Source organism: Mycobacterium sp. 23 (genome assembly GCF_048287075.1).
Taxonomy (GTDB): Bacteria; Actinomycetota; Actinomycetes; order Mycobacteriales; family Mycobacteriaceae; genus Mycobacterium; species Mycobacterium gordonae_B.
Genome location: NZ_JBLVUX010000005.1, coordinates 4,394,785 through 4,416,480, shown reverse-complemented (window position 1 = coordinate 4,416,480; position 21,696 = coordinate 4,394,785). Strand labels below are relative to the sequence as shown.

20 protein-coding genes are annotated in these 21,696 nt (G+C 67.7%); 8 read left to right on the top strand and 12 right to left on the bottom strand.

Translation table 11 applies throughout. The features are described 5' to 3' along the window. Positions 1-66 precede the first annotated feature (66 nt). Complete coding sequence (locus tag ACNQS7_RS21605; protein WP_418014139.1) at positions 67-552, bottom strand: NUDIX domain-containing protein; 486 nt, start codon at positions 550-552, stop codon at positions 67-69. A 5-nt stretch (positions 553-557) separates the two neighbouring features. Next, positions 558-1,931, bottom strand: a complete 1,374-nt coding sequence (locus ACNQS7_RS21600) for a WS/DGAT/MGAT family O-acyltransferase (protein ID WP_418014138.1) — start codon at positions 1,929-1,931, stop codon at positions 558-560. 103 nt (positions 1,932-2,034) lie between these two features. Here ACNQS7_RS21600 and ACNQS7_RS21595 point away from each other — a divergent pair, with 103 nt between their 5' ends. After that, positions 2,035-3,075 (top strand): AraC family transcriptional regulator ligand-binding domain-containing protein, encoded by a 1,041-nt coding sequence (locus ACNQS7_RS21595; RefSeq protein ID WP_418014137.1) that lies wholly within the window; start codon positions 2,035-2,037, stop codon positions 3,073-3,075. Here ACNQS7_RS21595 and ACNQS7_RS21590 read toward each other — a convergent pair. After that, complete coding sequence (locus ACNQS7_RS21590) at positions 3,023-4,372, bottom strand: WS/DGAT/MGAT family O-acyltransferase (RefSeq protein ID WP_418016086.1); 1,350 nt, start codon at positions 4,370-4,372, stop codon at positions 3,023-3,025. The genes ACNQS7_RS21595 and ACNQS7_RS21590 overlap by 53 nt on opposite strands. Before the next feature lie 116 nt (positions 4,373-4,488). After that, positions 4,489-4,917 (bottom strand): hypothetical protein, encoded by a 429-nt coding sequence (locus ACNQS7_RS21585; RefSeq protein WP_418014136.1) that lies wholly within the window; start codon positions 4,915-4,917, stop codon positions 4,489-4,491. Between the two features lie 139 nt (positions 4,918-5,056). Between ACNQS7_RS21585 and ACNQS7_RS21580 the strand changes: the two genes are divergently transcribed. Genes ACNQS7_RS21580 through ACNQS7_RS21565 form a run of 4 tightly spaced genes read left to right on the top strand, consistent with a single transcriptional unit; the run spans position 5,057 to position 7,969 of the window. Next, positions 5,057-6,115 (top strand): dihydrodipicolinate reductase, encoded by a 1,059-nt coding sequence (locus ACNQS7_RS21580; protein WP_418014135.1) that lies wholly within the window; start codon positions 5,057-5,059, stop codon positions 6,113-6,115. Next, positions 6,112-6,606, top strand: coding sequence for a VOC family protein (locus tag ACNQS7_RS21575; RefSeq protein ID WP_418014134.1), 495 nt, complete (start codon positions 6,112-6,114; stop codon positions 6,604-6,606). Before ACNQS7_RS21580 ends, ACNQS7_RS21575 begins: the two co-directional genes overlap by 4 nt. Then, complete coding sequence (locus tag ACNQS7_RS21570; protein ID WP_418014133.1) at positions 6,603-7,388, top strand: SDR family NAD(P)-dependent oxidoreductase; 786 nt, start codon at positions 6,603-6,605, stop codon at positions 7,386-7,388. Before ACNQS7_RS21575 ends, ACNQS7_RS21570 begins: the two co-directional genes overlap by 4 nt. After that, entirely contained in the window at positions 7,376-7,969 is a 594-nt protein-coding gene (locus ACNQS7_RS21565) for a TetR/AcrR family transcriptional regulator (RefSeq protein ID WP_418016085.1), read from the top strand. The genes ACNQS7_RS21570 and ACNQS7_RS21565 overlap by 13 nt, the downstream gene beginning before the upstream one ends. Here the strand turns inward: ACNQS7_RS21565 and ACNQS7_RS21560 are convergent. Then, entirely contained in the window at positions 7,938-8,933 is a 996-nt protein-coding gene (locus tag ACNQS7_RS21560; protein ID WP_418016084.1) for a D-2-hydroxyacid dehydrogenase family protein, read from the bottom strand. The two genes, ACNQS7_RS21565 and ACNQS7_RS21560, sit on opposite strands and share 32 nt — an antisense overlap. Then, positions 8,933-10,471 carry a carboxylesterase/lipase family protein gene (locus tag ACNQS7_RS21555; protein ID WP_418014132.1) on the bottom strand — a complete coding sequence of 513 codons (1,539 nt, stop codon included), beginning with the start codon at positions 10,469-10,471 and terminating at the stop codon, positions 8,933-8,935. The genes ACNQS7_RS21560 and ACNQS7_RS21555 overlap by 1 nt, the downstream gene beginning before the upstream one ends. A gap of 90 nt (positions 10,472-10,561) precedes the next feature. On the opposite strand from ACNQS7_RS21555, the gene ACNQS7_RS21550 reads away from it, so the two are divergent. Further along, positions 10,562-14,467 carry a Pls/PosA family non-ribosomal peptide synthetase gene (locus tag ACNQS7_RS21550; RefSeq protein WP_418014131.1) on the top strand — a complete coding sequence of 1,302 codons (3,906 nt, stop codon included), beginning with the start codon at positions 10,562-10,564 and terminating at the stop codon, positions 14,465-14,467. After that, positions 14,464-15,774 carry a M1 family metallopeptidase gene (locus tag ACNQS7_RS21545; RefSeq protein WP_418014130.1) on the top strand — a complete coding sequence of 437 codons (1,311 nt, stop codon included), beginning with the start codon at positions 14,464-14,466 and terminating at the stop codon, positions 15,772-15,774. Before ACNQS7_RS21550 ends, ACNQS7_RS21545 begins: the two co-directional genes overlap by 4 nt. A 1-nt stretch (position 15,775) precedes the next feature. Here the strand turns inward: ACNQS7_RS21545 and ACNQS7_RS21540 are convergent, their stop codons facing one another. After that, positions 15,776-16,162, bottom strand: a complete 387-nt coding sequence (locus ACNQS7_RS21540; RefSeq protein ID WP_310777040.1) for a DUF2237 domain-containing protein — start codon at positions 16,160-16,162, stop codon at positions 15,776-15,778. 76 nt (positions 16,163-16,238) lie between these two features. Between ACNQS7_RS21540 and ACNQS7_RS21535 the strand changes: the two genes are divergently transcribed. Continuing rightward, complete coding sequence (locus ACNQS7_RS21535; RefSeq protein WP_418014129.1) at positions 16,239-16,634, top strand: hypothetical protein; 396 nt, start codon at positions 16,239-16,241, stop codon at positions 16,632-16,634. Between the two features lie 313 nt (positions 16,635-16,947). Here ACNQS7_RS21535 and ACNQS7_RS21530 read toward each other — a convergent pair whose 3' ends face one another. The 5 genes from ACNQS7_RS21530 to ACNQS7_RS21510 are packed head-to-tail and all read right to left on the bottom strand — an operon-like array spanning position 16,948 to position 21,681. Next, positions 16,948-17,913: an LLM class flavin-dependent oxidoreductase gene (locus tag ACNQS7_RS21530; RefSeq protein ID WP_418014128.1), complete on the bottom strand. Its 966-nt coding sequence runs from the start codon at positions 17,911-17,913 to the stop codon at positions 16,948-16,950. Between the two features lie 6 nt (positions 17,914-17,919). After that, complete coding sequence (locus tag ACNQS7_RS21525; RefSeq protein ID WP_418014127.1) at positions 17,920-18,387, bottom strand: VOC family protein; 468 nt, start codon at positions 18,385-18,387, stop codon at positions 17,920-17,922. Positions 18,388-18,396: 9 nt separating this feature from the next. Continuing rightward, on the bottom strand, positions 18,397-19,146 hold the full coding sequence (locus tag ACNQS7_RS21520; RefSeq protein ID WP_418014126.1) for an SDR family NAD(P)-dependent oxidoreductase: 750 nt from the start codon (positions 19,144-19,146) through the stop codon (positions 18,397-18,399). Then, the gene (locus ACNQS7_RS21515) at positions 19,143-20,384 is read right to left on the bottom strand and encodes an MBL fold metallo-hydrolase (RefSeq protein ID WP_418014125.1); all 1,242 of its coding nucleotides are present in this window, start codon (positions 20,382-20,384) and stop codon (positions 19,143-19,145) included. The genes ACNQS7_RS21520 and ACNQS7_RS21515 overlap by 4 nt, the downstream gene beginning before the upstream one ends. Positions 20,385-20,409: 25 nt before the next feature. Then, positions 20,410-21,681, bottom strand: a complete 1,272-nt coding sequence (locus ACNQS7_RS21510) for a sulfotransferase family protein (protein ID WP_418014124.1) — start codon at positions 21,679-21,681, stop codon at positions 20,410-20,412. Positions 21,682-21,696: the final 15 nt, after the last annotated feature.

Here is a 21,696-nt window from a genome sequence, read left to right as displayed (position 1 = left end):
CCGCTTTGAGCGTGCGCCTACGTTGCTCGCTCGACGTTCTGACCACCGTAGCCGCACACTGGACGGTCAGGCGCCTTCCGACATCCCTGCCAATTCGGGGTGCGCCATCAAGTGATCCAGGAAAATTCGCTGACCCTTGAGCAGCTTGTCGCGTGCCTGCGCCACCGGAAACCAGTCGACGCGGTCCACTTCGGGAAATTCCCGCATGCGCCCCGAGCGGCGCGGCCATTCCACTTCGAAGGTGTTGCTGCGCGCATCGGTGATATCGAGGTCGGCTCGGACCGCGAAAGCCGTCACCACTTTGCCGCTGGGCTGCTTCACCGGCCCGAAATCCAGTCGCGGCCCATCGGGCGCCGGCAAACCCAATTCTTCGGCGAATTCGCGTTGGGCCGCCGCCCATGGATCGTCGCCGTCGCCGTACTCGCCCTTCGGAATCGACCACGCGCCGTTGTCCTTGCGCGCCCAGAACGGCCCGCCCGGATGCGCGATCAGAACTTCGACGACGCCGGCGCGACAGCGGTACAGCAGCAGCCCCGCACTCAGCTTCGGCATGCCGGTCAGACTCCGACGGCCTGCTCCAGATCCTTCAGCGAGGTCTCCAGGTGAGCCAGTAACCGCTGCAGATGGGGCACGCTACGGCGGCACCCGACGAGTCCGAAGTCCAGATTGCCGGCGTTGTTGACCAGGGTGATGTTCAGTGCCTGGCCGTCCGGGATATTGGACAGCGGGTAGCTGCCGTCGAGCTTGGCGCCGCCGTAGTAGAGCGGGTCACCCACCCCGGGCACATTCGAAATGACGATGTTGAACGGCGGCGGCACCGCCGAGAGGAAGCCCGGCACGCCCGCGAGCGTCAACGGCGCCATGTTGAGTGCGGACAGCGCCAGCACCTGGTACGACGGCAACTCCGCGAGCACCTTCTTGTTGCGGCGCATGGAGTCACCGATGATCTGCAGCCGCTTCGCGGGGTCCTCGACATCGGTGGCCAGATTGCACAAGATGCTGCCGACCTTGTTGCCGCCGCTGTCGGCGTCGGCTTCCGAGCGCAGGCTGACCGGCACCATGGCCACCAGCGGCGTGTCCGGCAACGCGTCTTGTTCGAGCAGGTAGTAACGCAGCGCGCCGGCGCACATCGCGAGCACCGCGTCGTTGACGGTCACGCCCGCAGCCGCTTTGACGCCCTTGATCCGGTCCAGGGACCAGGACTGCGCGGCACACCGACGGGCGCCCCCGACCTTGACGTTCAACATCGTGTGTGGCGCGGCGAACGGCAGCGTCAACTGCTGCTCGAACAGTGCGGCCCGGGCCAGCTTGAGAGTCGAGGGGGCAACTCCCACAACCGATCCCGCCATCTTGACCAGAGCGCTCAGCGGGTTTGAGCCACTGCCGCCGGCCTCCGGCTTAGGCGCCCGGGGTGGTCGCGGCAGGTTCCACATCGCCTTCACGTGGCTGTCATCGGGATCCGTGGACATGGTCCGCTGCATCAACTTCACCGCCGAGACGCCGTCGATCAGCGCGTGGTGCATCTTCGTGTACATGGCGAAGCGACCGTCGTTGAGGCCCTCGACGACGTGCAGCTCCCACAACGGGCGGTGCCGGTCCAGCAGGCTGGTGTGCAGCCGCGAGGTCAACTCGAGCAGATCACGCACGCGACCCGGCGAGGGCAGGGCCGAGCGCCGGACGTGGTAGTCGATGTCGACGTCGTCGTCGTAGGCCCAGGCGACCCGGGCGATGCCGCCCCCGATCGTGGCCGGGTGCTTACGGAACGTCGGCTGAAATTCGTCGTTGGCGACCAGCTTCTCGTAGAACTCCCGGACGAATTCCGGACCGGCCCCCTCCGGTGGCTGGAACAACGACAGGCCGCCGACGTGCAACGGATGCTCCCGGGATTCGGTGAACAGAAACATCGAGTCGGTCGGCATCATCAGTTCCATGCCCGCTATTAGACCCTGAGATGCACATGCAAAGTAGGTGTTGTGGAAATCGGTGACGTTAGTCCCGCCGGTTCCCGGCGCCTGGCTGACACAATCACCAGACATGTCGGTGGTACGCGGGACCGCGCTCTCGGATTACCCGAGACTCGTCGCCGAGTTGGGTGGTGACCCGGCAGCCCTGCTGCGATCCACCGGTATCCGGGAACAGGATGTCGGCGACTACGAGGCGTTCATCCCGATCCGGGCCATCTTCCGGGCGCTGGAGACGGCCGCGGAGGCAACGGCCACACCGGATTTCGGGCGCCGGCTGGCTGAAGGTCAGGGCATCGAGATCCTCGGACCGGTGGGCGTGGCGGCCCGAACGGCGGCAACGGTGGCCGACGCACTGGCCATTTTCAGTACGTTCATGGCGGCATACAGTCCGGCGATCGTGGTGTCCATCGCCCCGTTGACCGACCCGGGGCGCTCATTCATCGCGCTCGAGTTCCTGCACGACGAGGCGATCGCATTCGCACAAACGACGGAACTGGCGCTGGGCGTCTCGCTCGGGGTGTTGCGCCTCCTGATGGGCGCGAGCTTCACCAGCCTCTCGGTGCATCTTCCGCATCACCCGCTCACTCCGAAAGCCGCCTATACCAAGTACTTCGGCGCGACGCCCTACTTTGCGCAACGCAGTGCCGGCTTCACGGTAAGCACGGCCGACCTGGCCCGCACGCTCAACCGCGACGATCTCGCCCACCGCGCCGTCGTCGACTACCTGAGCAGCATCACCCCGCTGGGCGCCGGGCTGGTGGAGTCGGTGCGCACCATCGTGCGGCAGCTGCTGCCCACCGGGGCCGCGACCCTGGACGTGGTGGCCGAGCAGTTCCATCTGCATCCGAAGACGTTGCAGCGCAGGCTTGCCCGCGACGGTACCACCTTTGCGGTCTTGGTCGACGAGGTACGCAAGGACATCGCCGACCGCTATCTGCGGACCACCGGCATCAGCCTGACGCACCTGGCCCGCGAACTCGGTTACGCGGAGCAGAGCGTGCTGTCGCGCTCGTCCCGGCGGTGGTTCGGGACAGGGCCGGCGTCCTACCGCAGCCAGGTCACAGGCCGACAGCCCGTTGCAGCTCCTTCAACGACGTCTCCAGGTGACTGAGCAACCGCTGCAGGTGTGGAATGCTGCGGCGGCAGCCCACCAGCCCGAAGTCGAGACTGTCCGCGGTGCTGGTCAGGGTGATGTTGAGCGCCTGCCCGTTCAGCGTCAGCGACATCGGGTAGTTGCCGACCAGACGTGCTCCGTTGAGGTATCGCGGCTCGCGCACCCCGGGCACATTGGATATGCACACGTTGAACGGCGGCGGTGTGGCCCCGGCCAGGCCGGGCAGTGTGTTCAGCGCGGCGGGGCTCAACAGCAGCAGCGACAACGCCAGCGCCTGGGCACGCGGGAGCTGCGACAAGACCCGCTTGTTGTCACGCATCGAGGTGTGGATCGCGTGCAGGCGCTCCGCCGGATCGTCGAGGTGGGTGGCCAGGTTGCACAGCACCGCGCCAACCATGTTGCCGCCCAGCGCGTCTCGCTCGTTGCGCAAGCTGACCGGAACCATCGCGACCAACGGCGCATCGGGCAGCGCGTCGTACTCGTCGAGGTAGCCGCGCAGCGCACCGGCACACATCGCCAGCACGACGTCGTTCAGGCTCACTCCCGCAACATCTTTGATCTCTCTGACCCGATCCAACTCCCAGGACTGCGCGGCGCACCGGCGCGCTCCTCCGACGGCGACGTTGAGCATGCTCCGCGGCGCACCGAACGGCAGGGTGAGCTGCTGCTCCAAGAGCGCGGCCCGGGCCAGCCGCAGCGTCGAGGGTCCCAGTCCCGCAATCGATCCCAGCGTGTCGCCGGCCTGCCGCAGCAGGCCGCGGGATCGCTGCTGGAGGCGCGCGTGCCGGGGCACCGGGTTCCATGCGGTGCGGAAGTCGGTGCTGTCGGGGTCGGTGTTCAGCGACCGGTGCATCAGCGTCAGGCCGGACACCCCGTCCACCAGGGCGTGGTGCATCTTGGAGTAGACCGCCAACCGCCCGTCCCGAAGTCCCTCGATCACGTGCGTCTCCCACAACGGGCGGTGCCGGTCGAGCAGGTTGGCATGCAGCCGTGAGGTGAGGTCGAGCAGGTCGCGGACCCGGCCCGGTGCGGGGAGAGCGGAACGGCGCACGTGGTAACTGAGGTCGACGTCGCCGTCCGTCGACCAGCCGAGGTTGGTCAGCGCACCATGGAAAGAACTGGGCCGCCTGCGAAACAGCGGAGCGACGTCGTCACACTCGAGCATCGCCCGGTGGGTCTCCCGCGCGAATCCGCGCGCCCTGCCTCTGGGCGGCTCGAACAGTTGCAGCGCGCCGACGTGCAACGGATGTTCCCGCGATTCGGCTGACAAGAACAGCGCGTCGACCGGTGACATCAATTCCATGGCGTGCTCCTCATGAGCACACTCTGCGACAGCACGTGGCGACGTGTCTTGACAGCAGAGGACAACTTCTTGACAGTTCAAGACACCCTGGCAGAACCGAGGTGCCCCTATCCGACCGGCGTGACCCCGGCGTTGGACAGGGTGAAGCCGCGACCCGACGCGGTGCAGGTGACACCGTTCGTGTCCGATCGGCAGGTGAAGGGCCCGACGCCGGCACTCTGCCCGTACGCGAGCACCGGGGTGCCCTGTCCGGCGTTGCCCAGGCAGGTCTCACCGGTGCAGGTCTTGAACGTTCCGGCAGGCGTCATACGGACCGACTGGGGCGGCGAATCGGACTGGCAGTACGCCTCGTCGGTGATCCCGCTGTCACGTTGGAAGTTGAGCTCGCAGCCGATGTTGCGCGAGGGCAGCAAGAAGGAGCACCAGGTGGAAGTGCAGACCGGGTTGTCGGCGGCGGCCGGTGGCGCCGGAAGGCACGCGCCGGCAACAAGGATTCCGAACGTTGCGACTATCGCTCGATTCAGAGCTCGATTCATGGTGGCCCCCCGACCCCGACGGCTGGTGCCTACGCAAGCTAACAGGTCGGCGGGTCGCGGGTGGCCGCTTTCGGAAGATGCGTCCTGACAGTTACTGTCAATAAGTCACGATCTGCCACCCTGCCCTTCGGAGGTGCCGATGAGTAGCCCAGCCAAGTTCCGCGTCATCCAGTGGGCAACCGGTGGCGTCGGTAAGGCCGCCATCGAATGCGTGCTGAACCATCCCGAGCTGGAACTGGCCGGCTGCCGGGTGCACAGCGCCGACAAGAACGGCGTCGACGTCGGACACATCCTCGGCCGCGACGAGCTGGGCGTCACCGCGACCACCAGCATCGACGACGCGCTGGCCATCGATGCCGACTGCGTGATGTACAGCCCGCTGGTGCCCAACGACGAAGAGGTCATCGCGATCCTGCGGTCCGGCAAGAACGTCGTGACCCCGGTCGGCTGGGTGTACCCCGACCTGGAGAATCCGCGCGTGCGGGCGATCGCCGACGCGGCGGTCGAGGCCGGGGTGACACTGCACGGGTCGGGTATTCATCCGGGCGGCATCACGGAGCGTTTTCCGCTCATGGTGTCGTCGCTGTCCTCGGCGGTCACCCACGTCCGCGCCGAGGAGTTCTCCGACATCCGTACCTACAACGCACCCGACGTGGTGCGCCACATCATGGGTTTCGGGGGAACCCCCGAGGAGGCGATGCAGGGTCCGATGGCAAGCCTGTTGGAAGCGGGCTTCAAGCAGTCGGTGCGAATGATCGCCGACCACATGGGTTTTCGCATCGAGCCCAACATCAGGACGATTCAGGACATCGCGGTCGCGACCGGCGATATCGACTACGAACCGATGACCATCGCCCCCGGGACGGTCGCCGCACGCAGGTTCCGCTGGCAGGCGCTCTCCGACGGAGAACCGGTGATCACCGCGGCGGTCAACTGGCTGATGGGCGAAGACAACCTGGAACCGGCCTGGGAGTTCGGCGAGCAGGGCGAGCGTTTCGAAGTCGAGATCACCGGCGATCCCAGCGTCAGCCTCACTTTCAAGGGCCTGCAGCCGCAGACGATCGCCGAAGGGCTGCAACGTAATCCGGGGGTGGTCGCCACCGCCAACCACTGCGTCAACGCCATCCCCTACGTCGTCCCAGCCGAACCCGGCATCAAGACCTATCTGGATCTGCCGCTGATTGCCGGACGCGCATGACCGGCGTCGTCGGCGACGCAACCTTCTGCCACCTCGTCATCGGCGTCACCGACATGGACCGCGCGCTGGCCTTCTACCGCGACGCGCTGGGCATGGAGGTCGTCTTCGAAAGTTTGATCTCCGGTGAGCCTTTCGATGCGGTCCTGCATGCGACGCGCAAGCAGGAGGGCCGGGTCGTCGGCGGCCTGCTGGGTGGGCTGATGATCGAACTGCTGTCACTGGGCGTCCAGCCGCGCGGACCGGCACATCGTGGGGTCACCGGCATTCACAATTTCGCGCTGTCGGTCCCCGACCTCACCGACACCCACCGCCGGCTTGCCGGAGCTGGTCATACGCCCGAGCAGGAACCCTTCGAAATCGGCGGAGTGCGAATGTTTTTCGTCAAGGACCCGGACGGGACCACAGTGGAGTTCATCGAACTTCCCGGCGGTGCGCGCAGCACCTACGAGATGCATCGCGGAATCCCGCTGCGGCTGGGGCCGGCACGATGACGCTTTCCCGGAGTTACTCTCACCCGGAATCGCTGCGCGGGCATGTCGCGATCGTCACCGGCGCCGCGCAGGGCGTCGGCAAGGGTGTGGCCGCAGCCCTGCTGGAGCGCGGCGCGGCGGTGCTGGTGGTCGACATCCTCGCCGAGAAGCTGGCCGCGACGGCCACGGAGCTCAAGGAGATCGGTGCGGTCGAGATGGTGGTCGCCGACCTGCGCGACCCGGACAGCGCGCCACGGATCGCCGGCGCTGCCGTCGAGGCATTCGGCACCGTGCACGGACTGGTCAACAATGCGATCGCCACCAACGAGCCCAAGAGATTCGTCGACATCACCTTGGACGACCTGGCGCTCGGCTACGAAGTGGGCCCGCGCGCCTCGTTCCTGCTCATGCAGGCGGTACACCCGTTGATGGTCGGCGCCGGCGGCGGTTCGATCGTGAACCTGGGCTCGGGCACCGGAACCGGCGGTGAACCCAAGTGGGGCGGTTATGCGGCCGCCAAGGAGGGCATCCGTGGCCTGTCCAAGGTCGCCGCCCTGGAATGGGGACGCGACAACATCCGCGTCAACGTCATCTGCCCCTTCGCCGAATCCGACGGTGTCAAACTGTGGAAGCAGTACGCGCCCGACGACTACGCAAAGGCCGTACGCCGCGTCCCGATGAAGCGGATCGGCGACGTCCGCACCGACGTCGGCGCACTGGTGGCGTTCCTGCTCGGCCCCGACGCCACGTTCATCACCGGGCAGACCATCCACGTCGACGGCGGAATCGGCTGCTTCCGATGAACTTGCGCGACCGTCAGCGCGCGCAGATCCGCGCCGACATCCGGCGCGCGGCGTTCCGGTTATTCGTGGAGCGCGGCTACGACACGGTGACGACTGAGGAGATCGCCACTGCCGCAGGCGTTTCACCGCGCACCTTTTTCCGGCACGTGCCGACCAAGGAAGAGTTGCTCCTCGGCCCCATCCGCCACGGCGGCGCCGAAGTGGTGAACCTGCTGGAGCAGCGCGGGGCCGGTGAGGCACCGGACGTCGCGCTGATCAACGCCATCATCACCCGGACAAGGTCATTCGGGGACGTGGAGAGCGAAGAGTGGCGAGAGGCGCTGCTGGTGGCGCCGGGACTGCTCGGTAAGGTCACCCTCTACACGCAGGCCGACCGGGAACGGGCGGTCAAGCTGATCGCCGAGCGCATGGGCGCCGATCCCGACGCTGATCTCCGCCCCGGCCTGCTGGTCCAACTCGGCTTCGCGGCAGGCGATTTCGCGTTCCAGCGGTGGATCCGTCGATCAGGGAGCTCGCTGGACAGTTACGTCACCGAAGCGCTGCAGGCGATCAGGAGTCCGTACTGGGGTTCGCGATCCTGACCGGCGCGCCGTCCAGCCACGCCACGACGGCATCGACGGTGTCGGCGTAGAAAGCCCCCAGCATCTCACGGGTGACATAACCGAGGTGGGGTGAGAGCGTCACAGTCGGCAGCGCACGCAGCGGGTGCAGTTCCGGAAGCGGTTCGGTGTCAAAGACATCGAGACCCGCCCCGGCGATGCGGCCAGCCTGTAGGACGTCGATCAGGGCCGGCTCGTCGACGATCGGGCCACGAGAGGTGTTGATCAGGAAGGCGTTCGGCTTCATCAGGGCCAACTCGGCCGCGCCGATCAGGCCGCGCGTGCGTTCGGAGAGCACCAGGTGGATGGAGACCACGTCGGACTGGGCGAACAGCGCGTCCTTGTCGACCCGCCGCGCGCCGGCCGCCGATGCCGCCTCGTCGGTGAGGTTCTGGCTCCACGCGATAACGTCCATTCCAAAGGTGTTGGCGTACTGTGCCATCCGTCGGCCGACCCGGCCGAGACCGAGCAGCCCCAGCGTCTTGCCGTGCAGCGTCATCCCCGTCGTCGTCTGCCACGCACCCTCGCGCATGCGCCGGTGCTCCTCGGCCAGGTTACGCACCGTCGCGATCATCAGGCCCCACGCCAGTTCCGGAGTGGCATCCCGGACAGCCGCGAACCTCGGATGGGCGAAGTTCGAATGGGCCACCAGGACGCCGTGTTCGGTGGCGGCCGCCATATCCAGGTTGGGCAGGCTCCGGCCGACAATGGTGATCAGTTTCAGGTTCGGCAGCCGTTCGATGAGGCTGCGGGGCAGCGCCATTCGCTCCCTGAGGGTGCACAGCACCTCGAATGGCCGCAGTTGCGCGGCGGCCTCGTCCTCCGTCAGATGCCGGTCGAATACGGTGATGTCGGCGCGCTCGCGCACCGGGGACCAGTCGGCGAGGTCGAGCGCGACACTCGCGTAGTCGTCGAGAACCGCGACCTGCGGCCGGCGGTGGCCCATCATTGACCTTCCTGGTGGGCGGCCGGAAAACTCTGGCCCCGTTGCGGTCCCGCGTAATCCCGCCAGGCCGCCCACATGCTGCGGTGCAGGCCGGGAACGACGTGCGGGTGCGGACCGTCGATGACGAGGGCGGCCTCGTCGTCTGAGTAGGACGGCCATCCCGGCGTGCCGCTGCGAACGAACTCGATCCAACGCTGTTGCACGCAGTCGCTCATGGCGCGATAGCGGCCGCGCTCGCCGAGCGTCAGCAGTTGCACCGCCGGTATCTCGCAGCCGAATACCAGTGGCACATCGGTGGCGTGGATCGCACCCATACCGATGAGCCGCAACAGAAACGGCGCGTAGTCGAGGCGGTAGAGGTAGGTCGGTGCATGGCGGGCGTGTCCCTCGGCCACCGCGACCATCGGACGCACGAAGAAGCAGTCGCCGGCCAACCGGGTCAGCGCCGCGCGGCTCGGATAGTCCGGGTAATGGGCAAGCACCTGTGCCCGCGCCGCGGGATCGGTCGCGGCGAACATGCGGTCCACCCGGGCCGCCGTCGTCGGAACGATGTCGATGAACTGCCGTACCGGCCCCCAGCCCGCATGACCCAACTCATTACGCATGGAACCGATGAGCAGTGGCACGCGCTCGGCCCGGCCTTCGGTGATCGCCGTCGTCGGATCCTCGGGCAGGAAGTCGCCGTCGATGACCGGCGCCAACGACATCTGGCACGGAACTTCGCGTGCCGCCGCCAGCATCACCCTGATCGCCGCCGCGGTGATCGCCGTGGCAGGCGCGTCACGCAGCGTCGCGGCCGCAGTGTCTGCGTCGGCGCCGAGCGCCTCGACGCACCGGCGGGCGGTCGCGGCGGCCTGCTCCGGTGTGCGCACCGCATCGGGTACCGGACTCTGCGCAATGGCCCGGTGGAACAGGCCCCGGGAGGCCGGCAGCATGAGGTGGGTCAGGACGGCGCTCCCACCGGCGGACTGGCCCCACAGGGTGACGTTGCCCGGATCGCCACCGAACGCCGCGATGTTGCGCCGGACCCACTCCAGCGCGGCCACCTGGTCGCGCAGGCCCAGGTTGGACTCGAAATCCGCTGCGTATCGGGAGAAGTCGACAAATCCCAGGCCGCCGAGCCGGTAGTTGACCGTGACCAGCACCACACCGAACTTGGCCACCAGCGCCTTGGGGTCGTGCACCGGCAGGGCGGAGGTGCCCTCGAAATAACCGCCGCCGTGAATGAACACCAGCACCGGGCGGGACGGTCCGCTCCGATCGGCAGGAGCACAGACGTTGAGCGTCAGGCAGTCCTCGTGCTGAACCTGGCGCTTCAACAGGCCGAGCGGCGAACTGAGCCGGTGGGAATGCGCGGCGTAGCCGAACCTGGTCGCATCGAGCACGCCGGTCCAGGGTGAGACTGGCTGCGGCGCCCGGAAGCGCAACATCCCGACGGGCGGGGCCGCATACGGGATCGTGCGCCACAGGTTGACACCGCCGAAACGGCGCCCGCGCACGACGCCCGACTCCGTGGCTACCTCCGGAGCGCTTGCCATCGTCACCTCCCTGCCGTATCAGTGTGCCAACCTCGCGCGAGCGCGTCGCGGCGCTCTCGACGCGGCGGCGACGTAGGTAGGGTTCCATGAGTGCCCGAGATCCCCGCGCAGTACCTGCTGTCGGCTGACGCACCGAGTCCGCGCACGCTGATCGACATCATCCGGGCCACCGCGGCTCGCTACCCGGACGCGGCGGCGATTGACGACGGAGAAGTCCAGCTCACCTACAGCGAACTGATCGAGGACATGACCGACAGCGTCGCCTGGCTGGCGGCCCGGGGTATCGGACGCGGCGACCGGATCGGCATTCGGATGCCCTCGGGCAGTTACTCGCTCTACACGGCGATCCTTGCCGTGCTGGCCGCCGGCGCCGCCTATGTCCCCGTCGACGCCGACGATCCCGACGAACGGGCCGAGCTGGTCTTCGGGGAAGCCGATGTAGTGGCTGTCATCACCGACAAGGGCATCGAGCGCACCCAGGGCGCCTCCCGGGGCTGGCGGGCCGAGGCCCCGCTGGCCCGCGACGACGCCTGGATCATCTTCACGTCCGGATCCACCGGAACCCCCAAGGGCGTCGCGGTCAGCCACCGCAGCGCCGCCGCCTTCGTCGACGCCGAAGCGCAGATGTTCGTCCAGGACAGCCCGATCGGGCCGGGTGATCGGGTGCTGGCCGGACTGTCGGTGGCATTCGACGCGTCGTGCGAGGAGATGTGGCTCGCGTGGCGGCACGGCGCCTGCCTGGTTCCCGCACCGCGCTCGCTGGTGCGCAGCGGGATGGACCTGGGGCCCTGGCTGGTCACCCGCGACGTCACGGTGGTCTCGACGGTGCCCTCGCTCGCGGCGCTGTGGCCCGCCGAGGCGCTGGAAGCGGTGCGGCTGTTGATCTTCGGGGGCGAGGCGTGCCCGCCTGAACTTGCCGAGCGGTTGGCCCAGAATGCCCAGGAGGGTCGCGAGGTGTGGAACACCTACGGCCCCACCGAGGCCACCGTGGTCGCCTGCGCCGCCCGGCTCGACGGGTCGGGCCCGATCAGCATCGGCTTGCCGTTGCGGGGCTGGGACCTGGCCGTGGTGGACGGCGAGGGCCGGCAGGTCGGTTACGGCGAGACGGGCGAGCTGGTGATCGGCGGCGTGGGCCTGGCCCGCTACCTCGATGAGGCCAAGGACGCCGAAAAGTACGCTGCCATGCCGACACTCGGATGGAAGCGCGCGTACCGCAGTGGCGACCTGGTACGGCTGGAGGCCGACGGGCTGTTCTTCTGCGGGCGCGCCGACGATCAGGTCAAGGTCGGAGGCCGGCGCATCGAGCTCGGCGAGGTGGACTCCGCCCTGGTCAATCTGGCCGGGGTCAGCGGAGGCGCGGCTGCGGTGCGCCGGACCGCCACCGGCACCGCGGTGCTGGTGGGCTACGTGGTGAGCACCGACCCCTCCTTCGATATCGCCAAGGCGCGCAAGGAACTTGCCCAGCACCTGCCCGCGGCGCTGGTGCCGCGACTGGTTCTCATCGAGGAGTTGCCCACCCGCACGTCGGGTAAGGTCGATCGCGACGCGTTGCCGTGGCCGCCGCCGGGAAGCACCGACACCGAGGAGGCCCCCGACCTGGCCGGCACCGCGGGCCGGTTGGCCGAGATGTGGCGGGATCTGCTGGGCGCCACGGTAACCGGTGAGGAAGCCGACTTCTTCGCGCTCGGCGGCGGGTCGCTGGCCGCCGCGCAGTTGGTCTCCACGTTGCGGCAGCAGTACCCGCAGATCACCGTCGCGGACCTGTACGACCACCCCCGACTCGGCTCGCTGGCCAACTTTCTCGACGAGTTCGGTCCCCCGCCACAAGTCCATGAGCGGTTGGTGAAGCCGACACCGCGTCTGACCCAGCTGATCCAGACCGTGTTGACGGTGCCGCTGGCGACTTTGACGGCACTGCAGTGGATTACCTGGCTGGCGTTGGGGAACAACATTGCTCGTGCTCTGCATCTGGTGCCCTGGACCGTGGCGGTGAGCTGGTGGTGGGTGGCGAGCGCGTTCGTCTTGTTCGTCACGCCGCTGGGCCGGATGGGGATAGCGGTGCTGTTCGCCCGCATGTTGCTGTTCAACGTCGCACCGGGCAGCTATCCCCGCGGCGGGTCGGTGCATCTGCGGGTGTGGTTCGCCGAACGACTGGCCGAGGCCGCTGGTGCGGAAAACCTGGCCGGCGCACCATGGCTCGTCTACTACGCCCGGGCGCTGGGCGCCGAGATCGGGAAGGGCGTGGACCTGCATTCGGTTCCGCCGGTGACCGGCCTGCTGACCGTCGGCGAACGCAGCGCGATCGAACCCGAAGTGGACCTGCGCGGGCATTGGGTGGACGGGGACCTCTTCCACGTCGGCACCATCACCATCGGCAATGACGCGACGATCGGCGCCCGCACCACCCTGCTGCCCGGCGCGGTCGTCGGCAAGAACGCCGACGTGGCGCCGGGCTCCGGCGTGACCGACAAGATCAAGAACGGCCAGTACTGGAAGGGGTCGCCGGCGGCCAAGTCCGGCCGGGTGAAGCACCCGTGGCCGGACGAGCGGCCCGCGCGAAAGTCGTACTGGGTGGCCGGTTACGGGGTTACATCGCTGGTGCTGGCCGGGTTGCCGCTGCTGGCCCTGGCTGGGGGCCTGGCCATCATCGGGGTGGCCGTCCGGCACACCCGCACGCTGTCGCAGGCCGTGCTGCCCGCGCTGCTGTGGACGCCGTTGGCGGCGCTGGCCGGGTTTGCGGCGTACGCGTCGATAACGGTGGTGGCCGTCCGGATGCTGTCGATCGGGCTGCGCGAGGGCTACCACCCGGTGCGCAGCCGCGTGGGTTGGCAGCTGTGGACCACCGAACGGTTGATGGACGCCGCGCGCACCTACCTGTTCCCGCTGTACGCCAGCCTGTTCACCCCGGTCTGGCTGCGCATTCTGGGCACCCGGGTGGGCCGGGGCACCGAGATCTCCACGGTTCTGCTCACCCCCAAGTTCGCCGTCATCGAGGACGGCGCATTCCTGGCCGACGACACCATGGTCGCCTCGTACGAGCTTGGCGGCGGCTGGATCTACGCGGCCGAGACCACCGTCGGGCGGCGCGCGTTCCTGGGCAACTCGGGCATCACCCAACCGGGACGCCGGGTCCCCGACGACGGCCTGGTCGCCGTCTTGTCGGCGACGCCGCCGAAAGCCAAACGAGGCTCTTCGTGGCTGGGCAGTCCCCCGATGCGGTTGCGCCGACGGCCCGCCGAAGCCGATGAGGAGACGACGTACCATCCCCCGACCCGGTTGAAGGTGATGCGGGCGGCGGTGGAGATCTGCCGGCTGTTGCCCGTGGTGGTGACGGTCGCGATCGGAGTGGCGGTATTGGGCGCATTGCAGGCGCTGACAATCACCTTCGGGATCTGGTGGGCGGCGCTGGCCGGTGGCCTGGTGTTGCTGGCGGCGGGCGCGGTCGCGGGCCTGGTGACGGTCGCGGCGAAATGGGCGCTGGTGGGGAGGATCCGGGCCAGTGAGTTCCCGCTGTGGTCGTCGTTCGTGTGGCGCAACGAGTTGGCCGACACGTTCGTGGAAACCGTTGCGGCGCCGTGGTTTGCGCGCGCTGCCAGCGGTACCCCGGTGATGAGCCTGTGGCTGCGCGGGCTGGGTGCGGCGGTGGGGCGCGGGTGCTGGTGTGAGACGTACTGGCTGCCCGAGGCGGATCTGGTGGTGCTCGGGGAGGGCAGCACGGTCAACCGCGGATGTGTGGTGCAGACCCATCTGTTCCACGACCGGATCATGCGGATGGACAGCGTGGTGCTGGAACCGGGCGCCACGCTGGGCCCGCACTGTGTCGCGCTGCCGGCCGCACGGGTGGGCGCCGGAGCCTCGGTCGGCCCGGCGTCGCTGGTGGTGCGCGGTGACGAGGTACCGGGATCGACTCGCTGGCAAGGCAATCCGGTCCGGCCGTGGGTGAGTCGCAAGAAGGGCCGCAAGAACGCGGCGGACGTCAAGGACGACGCCGCGTGAAGTCACCGGCTAAGCAGCAGGGTGTGGACCCGTACCTGCCGCAGAACGGCAACTTCGGCTACACAGTCTCGCGCTACGAGCTCGACCTCGAATACAAGGTCGCGATCAACCGGCTCTCGGGCACCGCGACCATCACGGCGGTGACGGTGGCCGAGTTGGGCGAATTCACCCTCGACCTGTCGAGCGCGCTGTCGGTGTCCCGGGTCTCGGTGAACGGCAAACGCGCCGCCCGCTTCGGCTGCCGTGGCGGCAAGTTGCGCATCACGCTGGAGTCGAAGTTGCCGACCGGCGCCGCGATGACCGTGGTGGTGCGGTACGGCGGCAGCCCCAAGCCGCTCCGAACCCTCTGGGGCGACGTGGGATTCGAGGAGTTGACCGACGGCGCCCTGGTCGCCGGGCAACCCAACGGGGCGGCATCCTGGTTCCCCTGTAACGACCATCCCAGCGCGAAGGCAGCCTTCCGCATCCAGATCAGCACCGAGAGCGGGTACCGGGCCATCGCCAACGGCAAGCTGGTGTCGTCCCGGGCGCGGGCTTCGCAGACCGTCTGGACCTATGAGCAACCCGAGCCGACATCGACCTACCTCGTCACCCTGCAAATCGGTGTGTACGAGTCGATCCGGCTGGCCAGGACACCGGTGGCGATCCGCGCGGCGCTGCCCGAACGCCTCCGGGACAACTTCGACCACGACTTCGCGCGCCAGCCCGACATGATGGAGTTGTTCATCGAGTTGTTCGGCCCCTATCCGCTCGCCGACGGATACACAGTCGTGGTGACCGACGACGTGCTGGAGATTCCGCTTGAAGCGCAGGGCATTTCGATCTTCGGCGCCAATCACTGCACGGGTAGCCGGGCCAGCGAGCGGCTCATCGCGCACGAGTTGGCGCACCAGTGGTTCGGCAACTCGGTGACCGCGCGGCGGTGGCGCGACATCTGGCTGCACGAAGGGTTCGCGTCCTACGCCGAGTGGTTGTGGTCGGAGCGCAGCGGCGGGTCCACCACCGTCGCACTGGCCCGTTACCACCTGGGACAGCTGCGCCAGAAGCCGCAGGATCTGCTGCTGGCCGATCCCGGGCCGCGGCACATGTTCGACGACCGGGTGTACAAGCGCGGCGCCTTGACCCTGCACGCGCTGCGGGGTCAGCTGGGTGACGAAAATTTCTTTGCGCTGCTTAAGGATTGGACGACCCGGTATCGGCACGGCACCGCCAGCACCGAGGACTTCACCGGGCTGGCGGCCAACTACAGCGACGAGTCGCTGCGTCCGCTGTGGGATGCCTGGCTGTACTCGACCGAAGTCCCGTGACTTACAGATTCGCCAGATCGTCCGGCACGTCTACCGCGTGTTCTTGCAGGACCTCGAGTGGCACCACCTCGAGGGTGCGCTCGTGGGTGGAGGCCAGCACCACCGGGGCTGCGCACCCGTCGTTGTGGGCCCGCAGCCAGTTGCGCGCGGTGACGCACCAGCGGTCACCCGGCAGCAGCCCGGGAAACCGGTACTCGGGGACCGGCGTCGACAGGTCGTTGCCGATCGACCGCTGGTGCTCGAGGAACTCGGCCGTCACGACGGCACAGATGGTGTGCAATCCGCGGTCCTCGTCGCCGGTGGAACAGCAGCCGTCCCGGTAGAAGCCGGTGACCGGCTCGGTGCCGCACGGTTCCAACGGGCCACCCAGCACGTTGCGATCAGGCATGCGCTCAGTATTGCTCGTTGTGCCCGAAAAGTAAGCGGAGTTCGGCGCCTTCAGGTGCTGCGGTAGGTTCAGCGGCGTGATACTTACGGGCGCTTTCCTGGCCGATGCGGCTGCCGTCGTCGACAACAAACTCAATGTCTCGGGTGGGGTGCTGTCCCGGTTTGCGCTCGGACCCGACCGCTCGGCCCGGTTCGTGCTGGTGGTGCTGACCCAGGCGGAGCCGGGTAGCACCGACCGCACGCTCAAGATCGAGATGCGGCCGCCGACGGACGATGACCCGATCCGGTTGGAGTTCGAGGTGCCCGAAGCGTCCGTCGCCGAGTTCCCCGGGTTCGCGTTCTTCGAGCTGCAACTGCAACTTCCCAGCGACGGTCGCTGGGTGCTGGTGGTGACCGGTGGGACCGGTGCGATCTCGCTTCCGGTGCTGGTGACCGAGTTCGCGCCGCCTTCTGCGCCGTCGTTCGGGCTGTAAATCTCCGGCGCTCGCGTCATGCGGCGCGAGCGACCCCAAAATGCCAGCCGCCGCGGCGTGTCCGCGGCAACACGCGGGCGCTCGCCACACCCAGGGCAAGGCCGCCGCGGCCCGCCCCGGCGCGAGCGACCCCAAAATGCCAGCCGCTGCGGCGTGTCCGCGGCAACACGCGGGCGCTCGCCACACCCAGGGCAGGGCCGCCGCGGCCCGCCCCGGCGCGAGCGACCCCAAAATGCCACCCGCCGCGGCGTGTCCGCGGCAACACGCGGGCGCTCGCCACACCCAGGGCAGGGCCGCCGCACTCCGCGAGACCTCAGGCGAGCGCGGGCAGCACCACGTCGGTCAGCAGCTGCACCGACTTCCACGCCTCCTCGACGGGCATCCCACCGACCAGCGGGTGTAGCACCACCGGGCCGTAGTAATCGGCAGCGCGGACCTCGGCGATCAGCTGGTCAGGCGTCAGGAAGCGGTATCGCCCCGACGCCCGCACCTCCTCGAGAGTCTGGACTCCGGGCAGATGCATCAGGGACCGTTCGTCCGCGGACCAGCCGCCGTAGGTGACCGCTTCCCAGAGGATGTGCCCGCCCAACTCGGCCCAGGCCCACTCCGGGTCCTCGTGCAAGTAGATCATTCCGCGATTGACCGGCCCGGGCATGATGACGAACGGTTTGATGCCGGCTTCGGCGCACAGTTCGCGATAGTGGGCCGCGACCTCGGGCAGATGGTCGGCCAGGCTGAGCGGGAGCCCGAACCGCGCCGCGCGCCGCGCCGTGGCACGGGAGCCGCCACCGACGTACAGCGGCGGATGCGGCCTGGTCCAGGTTCCGGTGCAGACGCCGTCTTCACCGCCGGACCAAACCGCCAGCATCCGCTCCACCAGAGCATCCATCAGCTTGCCGCGTCGGGTGAATTCCACTCCGAGTGAGTCGAATTCGACAGTCCGGTAGCCCAGACCCACCGTGGTGTGCAACCGGCCGCGGCTCATGTTGTCCACGAGCGCGATGTCCTCGGCCAGTCGGACCGGATTCCACAGCGGACCCAGCGCGCAGTCCACGCTGGCGATCATGGTCGACGTTCGCGCCAGAAACATGGACGCGGCCATGATCGGATTGCAGCTCCAGCCGTGCCCGGTGGCGTGGTGTTCGTCAACGCTGACCGTGGTGATCCCGCGCGACTCCCCGAACTCCGCCAGTTCCAGAGCCGCATTGAGCAATTCACTCTGCTTGCGCGGATTGCCCTGCGGCGAAGCGAAGTTGAACCGCAGCACCGTGAGGATCATGATCGGCTACTGGACCATCGACTGCAGGAAGGCGGGAAAGTCGCCGAACAGCGCTCGGTCGACGATCTCGATGCGCGTCCCGCCGGCGTCGACGTAGTAGGCGAACATCGACAGCTTCGAGCCGGGCACGTCGCCGGTCATCTCGAGGGAGAACCCGTTTTCTTCCAGACTCGCGGCGGTCTCGTCGAGGTTGTCGGTGAAGTAGCCGAGATGGTGAATGGCGTTGCCGGGTGCCGCCACCCACGGTGTCCCCGGTGTCTCCTGGATCAGTTCCAAGTACGGGCTCTGCACGGAGTAGACGAAGTTCGAGGTCAGTTCACGGGTGCCCGTACCAGTGCGGAAGGGCAGCGTGAAGCACATCGGCTTGATCCACCGATAGCCGGCCAGCGCGGTGAACCGGGCCATCGCGGCGTTGAGGTCGGGTACCACGATGCCGGTGTGGTACAGGTCTTCTGGTCGAAGTGCGAGCGCCATATTCCGTCCTCAGATGCAGTCCGATGCGCCGTCGACGACGAACACCGCACCGGAGGTGTAACTGCTTTGTTCGGTGCACAAGAAGGCTACCGTGGGCGCTATCTCGCCGACCTTTCCGAACCGCTGCAGCGGGATGTGCCCCAGTTCGGTGTCCATCAGTTCGGTCACCGAAAGCATCGGCGCGGTCATCGGGGTTTCGACGGCACCCGGCGCCACCGCGTTCACCCGGATCCCACGGGACGCCCACTTCACGGCAAGGTTCCTTGTCACACAGATGATTCCGGCCTTCGCGGCTCCGTAGCCGGGGACCAGAGGGACGGCGCGCAGCGCCGACATCGAGGCCAGGTTGACCACGCTGGCGCCACCGGCGGCAGTCGAGGCCTGCAGCGCGCGGCGCAACCCGACCGTGAGCCGGTACGGTCCGGTCAGATTGAGCTCGACCGATGCCGCGAAACCGTCCGGCTTCGATTCATCGAGTCCACCAGGGAAATTCGCACCGGCGTTGTTCACCAGCACGTCGAGTTCGGGGAACCGCCCCGTCAGCGCGTCAACGGAGGCCGGGTCGGTGATCTGCAACTGGTGATACGTCATGCCGGACAGATCGGTGTCATATTCGCCGGCGTCGGCCTTCGTTCCGGTGATGGCGACCCGGGCACCGGCATCCCGGAACAGGCTGGCGATCCCGTGACCGATCCCGCTGGTGCCGCCGGTGATCAGGGCGGTGGTCCCGGTGAAGTCGAAACTGACCCGTGCGGTCATGAGTTGCTCGCTATCTGTTGCTTGAGCCAGGCTGTCTCCCAGAAGTTTTCGCTGGCTGCCAGTAGGTCTTCGTGGGCTTCTCTGAGCACTTCACGGGCTCCCGGGTGGTCGCGGGCGACGAGCTCGGCGAGGTGGATGGCGTGCAGCGGCCGGCCCGCGCACAGGTGGGCCCGTGCGCGGTCGACGAGTGCGTCGGCACCGGCGAGTTCGACGATGTCGGCGGCCACTTCGTCGAACCCGACCGGATAGAGCTCAGTGGTCGAGCGGTGGTGAAACCAGCCGGAATAGTTCTCCCAGATGGCCCGCACGTCCCAGGGGACCTTGCCATAGCCCTGCCCCACTTCGAGTTCCGGGGGCAGGGTGATCTCCCGCATCAGGGTGCCGACGTCTTTGCCGGCGTTCATGCCGGCGACGGTCTGGTCGTGGATGTGCTGAATCGCGTTGCGCAGCCTGGCCAGTTCAGAGTCGATGCGCTCTGCGCCGACGATCGGGCCGAAGTGGCCGGTGACCAACAGTTCGGGTTGCAGCTCGCGCACCCTTTCCACCGATGCGATCGCCGTCAGAGCGTCGCGGTACCGGTCGCCACGGATGGTGACCAGGTTGGGGATATGCCCGAAGATGGGACCGAAGGTATTTCCGCACAGACAGATTCGCTCTTCGGGTAGCCACACCACCAGCGAGTCGCTGGTTTCTCCGCCGGGCACGGCGATCAGTTCCAAGTGGCGGGTGCCCAGCTGCAGGGTCAGCGTGTCGTCGAAGTCGAGATCGACGGCGGGAACACTCTGTCCGGGCAGCTTTCTGGTGCCCAGTCGCTGCTGGATGGCCTGAATGCCGGTGGCGAGCGTGTCTTTGAAGGCGAAGGCGCTGCGGCTGGCGCGATACGGGATGAGACGTTCGTTGTCGTCGCGCCACAACTTCCAGTTCGCTTGTGCGACAACGGTGGTGTCGGGGTCGCGGACGCTGTCCAGTCCCCCGACATGGTCGACATGGCCCTGCGTGAAGATGATGTAGCGCACCGGCGAGGAGTCGACGGCGTCGAAATTGGCCCGGTGCACCGGCCCCTCGAAGCCCATCCCGGTGTTGACGATCACCCGGCCTTCATCGGTGGTCAGCAGATAGGCGTTCGACAATCCCGGGGAGCACCAGAGCCCGGGGGCGATCTGCTCGGCCCGCTCCGCGGACGCCGGGCGCATGGCGTCGGCGCCCGGGCGGCTTCGATACACGGGTTCGGATGTCATGTGCCTCCTTCATTCGGCGTCTCCTTCATTCGGCGCGGACGTCGAACCTGTCGAAGTAGAAGTCGAAGCGCGCGCGGAGTTCGTCGGGCGAGATGCCGAAGTGGCGTTGCAGGTCGTAACGAATCCGGCCGTGCTTACCGCGGGGATTACCGTCCAGGTACTTCTGGAAGTGTCGCTGCACCTTGTCGGTCAGTTCGGTGCCGGCACGGCGGTAGAGCTCACTCAGCAGCGGCATTTCGTTGCCGTTGAGCTGGTGGAAGCTGATGTCGATGCTTCGTTCGTCCGGCACCAGATCCCGGTCCCGCACGCACGCGCTGAGCAGCCGGTGCACGCGGTCGCTCCAGTAGTCCAACAGCCACTCAGGTTCGATGCTGGTTCGGCGCAGCCGGTCGGAGTAGGCCATCATGGTGATCGCTGACTGGATCACCGCGACCGGATCGCGATGAGTGAAGGCGACGGTGGCGTCTGGGAACGTCGCCATCAGCGGGCCGAGTTGTTCGCAATGCTGCGGGCTCTTGAGCACCCAGGTGCGTGGGCCGCGAAGAAAGGTCAACGCCTGCAGCACTTTTCGCAGGTACCGATAATGCTTCCGCTGGTCCAGGGCCAGATAGTAGTCTCGCCAGTCCGGCACGCGCGCATGCCATTCGAGCACGTACGAGGCCAGGTCCAGGTCGAGGATCTCGACTTCCTCCTCGATGGCCTCCGGGAAGCGGTCGTGCATCGCGGCCACCACGGGGGCGCTGATCATGAGCGCGTCGTGTTCCTGCTTGCACCGCGTGTAACGCGGATCCACGCCGAACGTGTCCGGCCCCTCGCCCGGGGCGGGCATCGGATCCTGACTCTCCCAGTAGGGCAGCGCGCGCCGGCGGGGGTCGGCGGCGATGAGGTTGACCAGGTGTGTGGTGCCCGAGCGCGGCATCCCGACGACGATGATCGGATTCTCGATCGGTATCGATTCGATCTCCGGATACCGCTTGATCAGGTCGGTCAGCGACAACCGGTTGCGCAGCAACCGCACGACCCGCTGCCGCAGCGTGGACCGGGAGAGTTGGCGCAGCCCCTCGTCGTTGTCGATCGCGGCCACGTGCGCCTGCAGCCGGCCCGTGAGGCCACCGGTGTCGTCGAGATCCGAGGCACCCGCGCGGTTGCGCGCTTCGGCGAGCATCTTGTCGATATCGAACTCGACGTGGCGGCTCTCGGTGTATTCCAGGATCTGGCGCTGGACGTCGGTCAACCGGGGCGTCGTCAGGTCATCGAAGTCGATCTGGTCAGTGATCCCGACACCCGCTGCTTCCACCGCTGCACTCCCGAA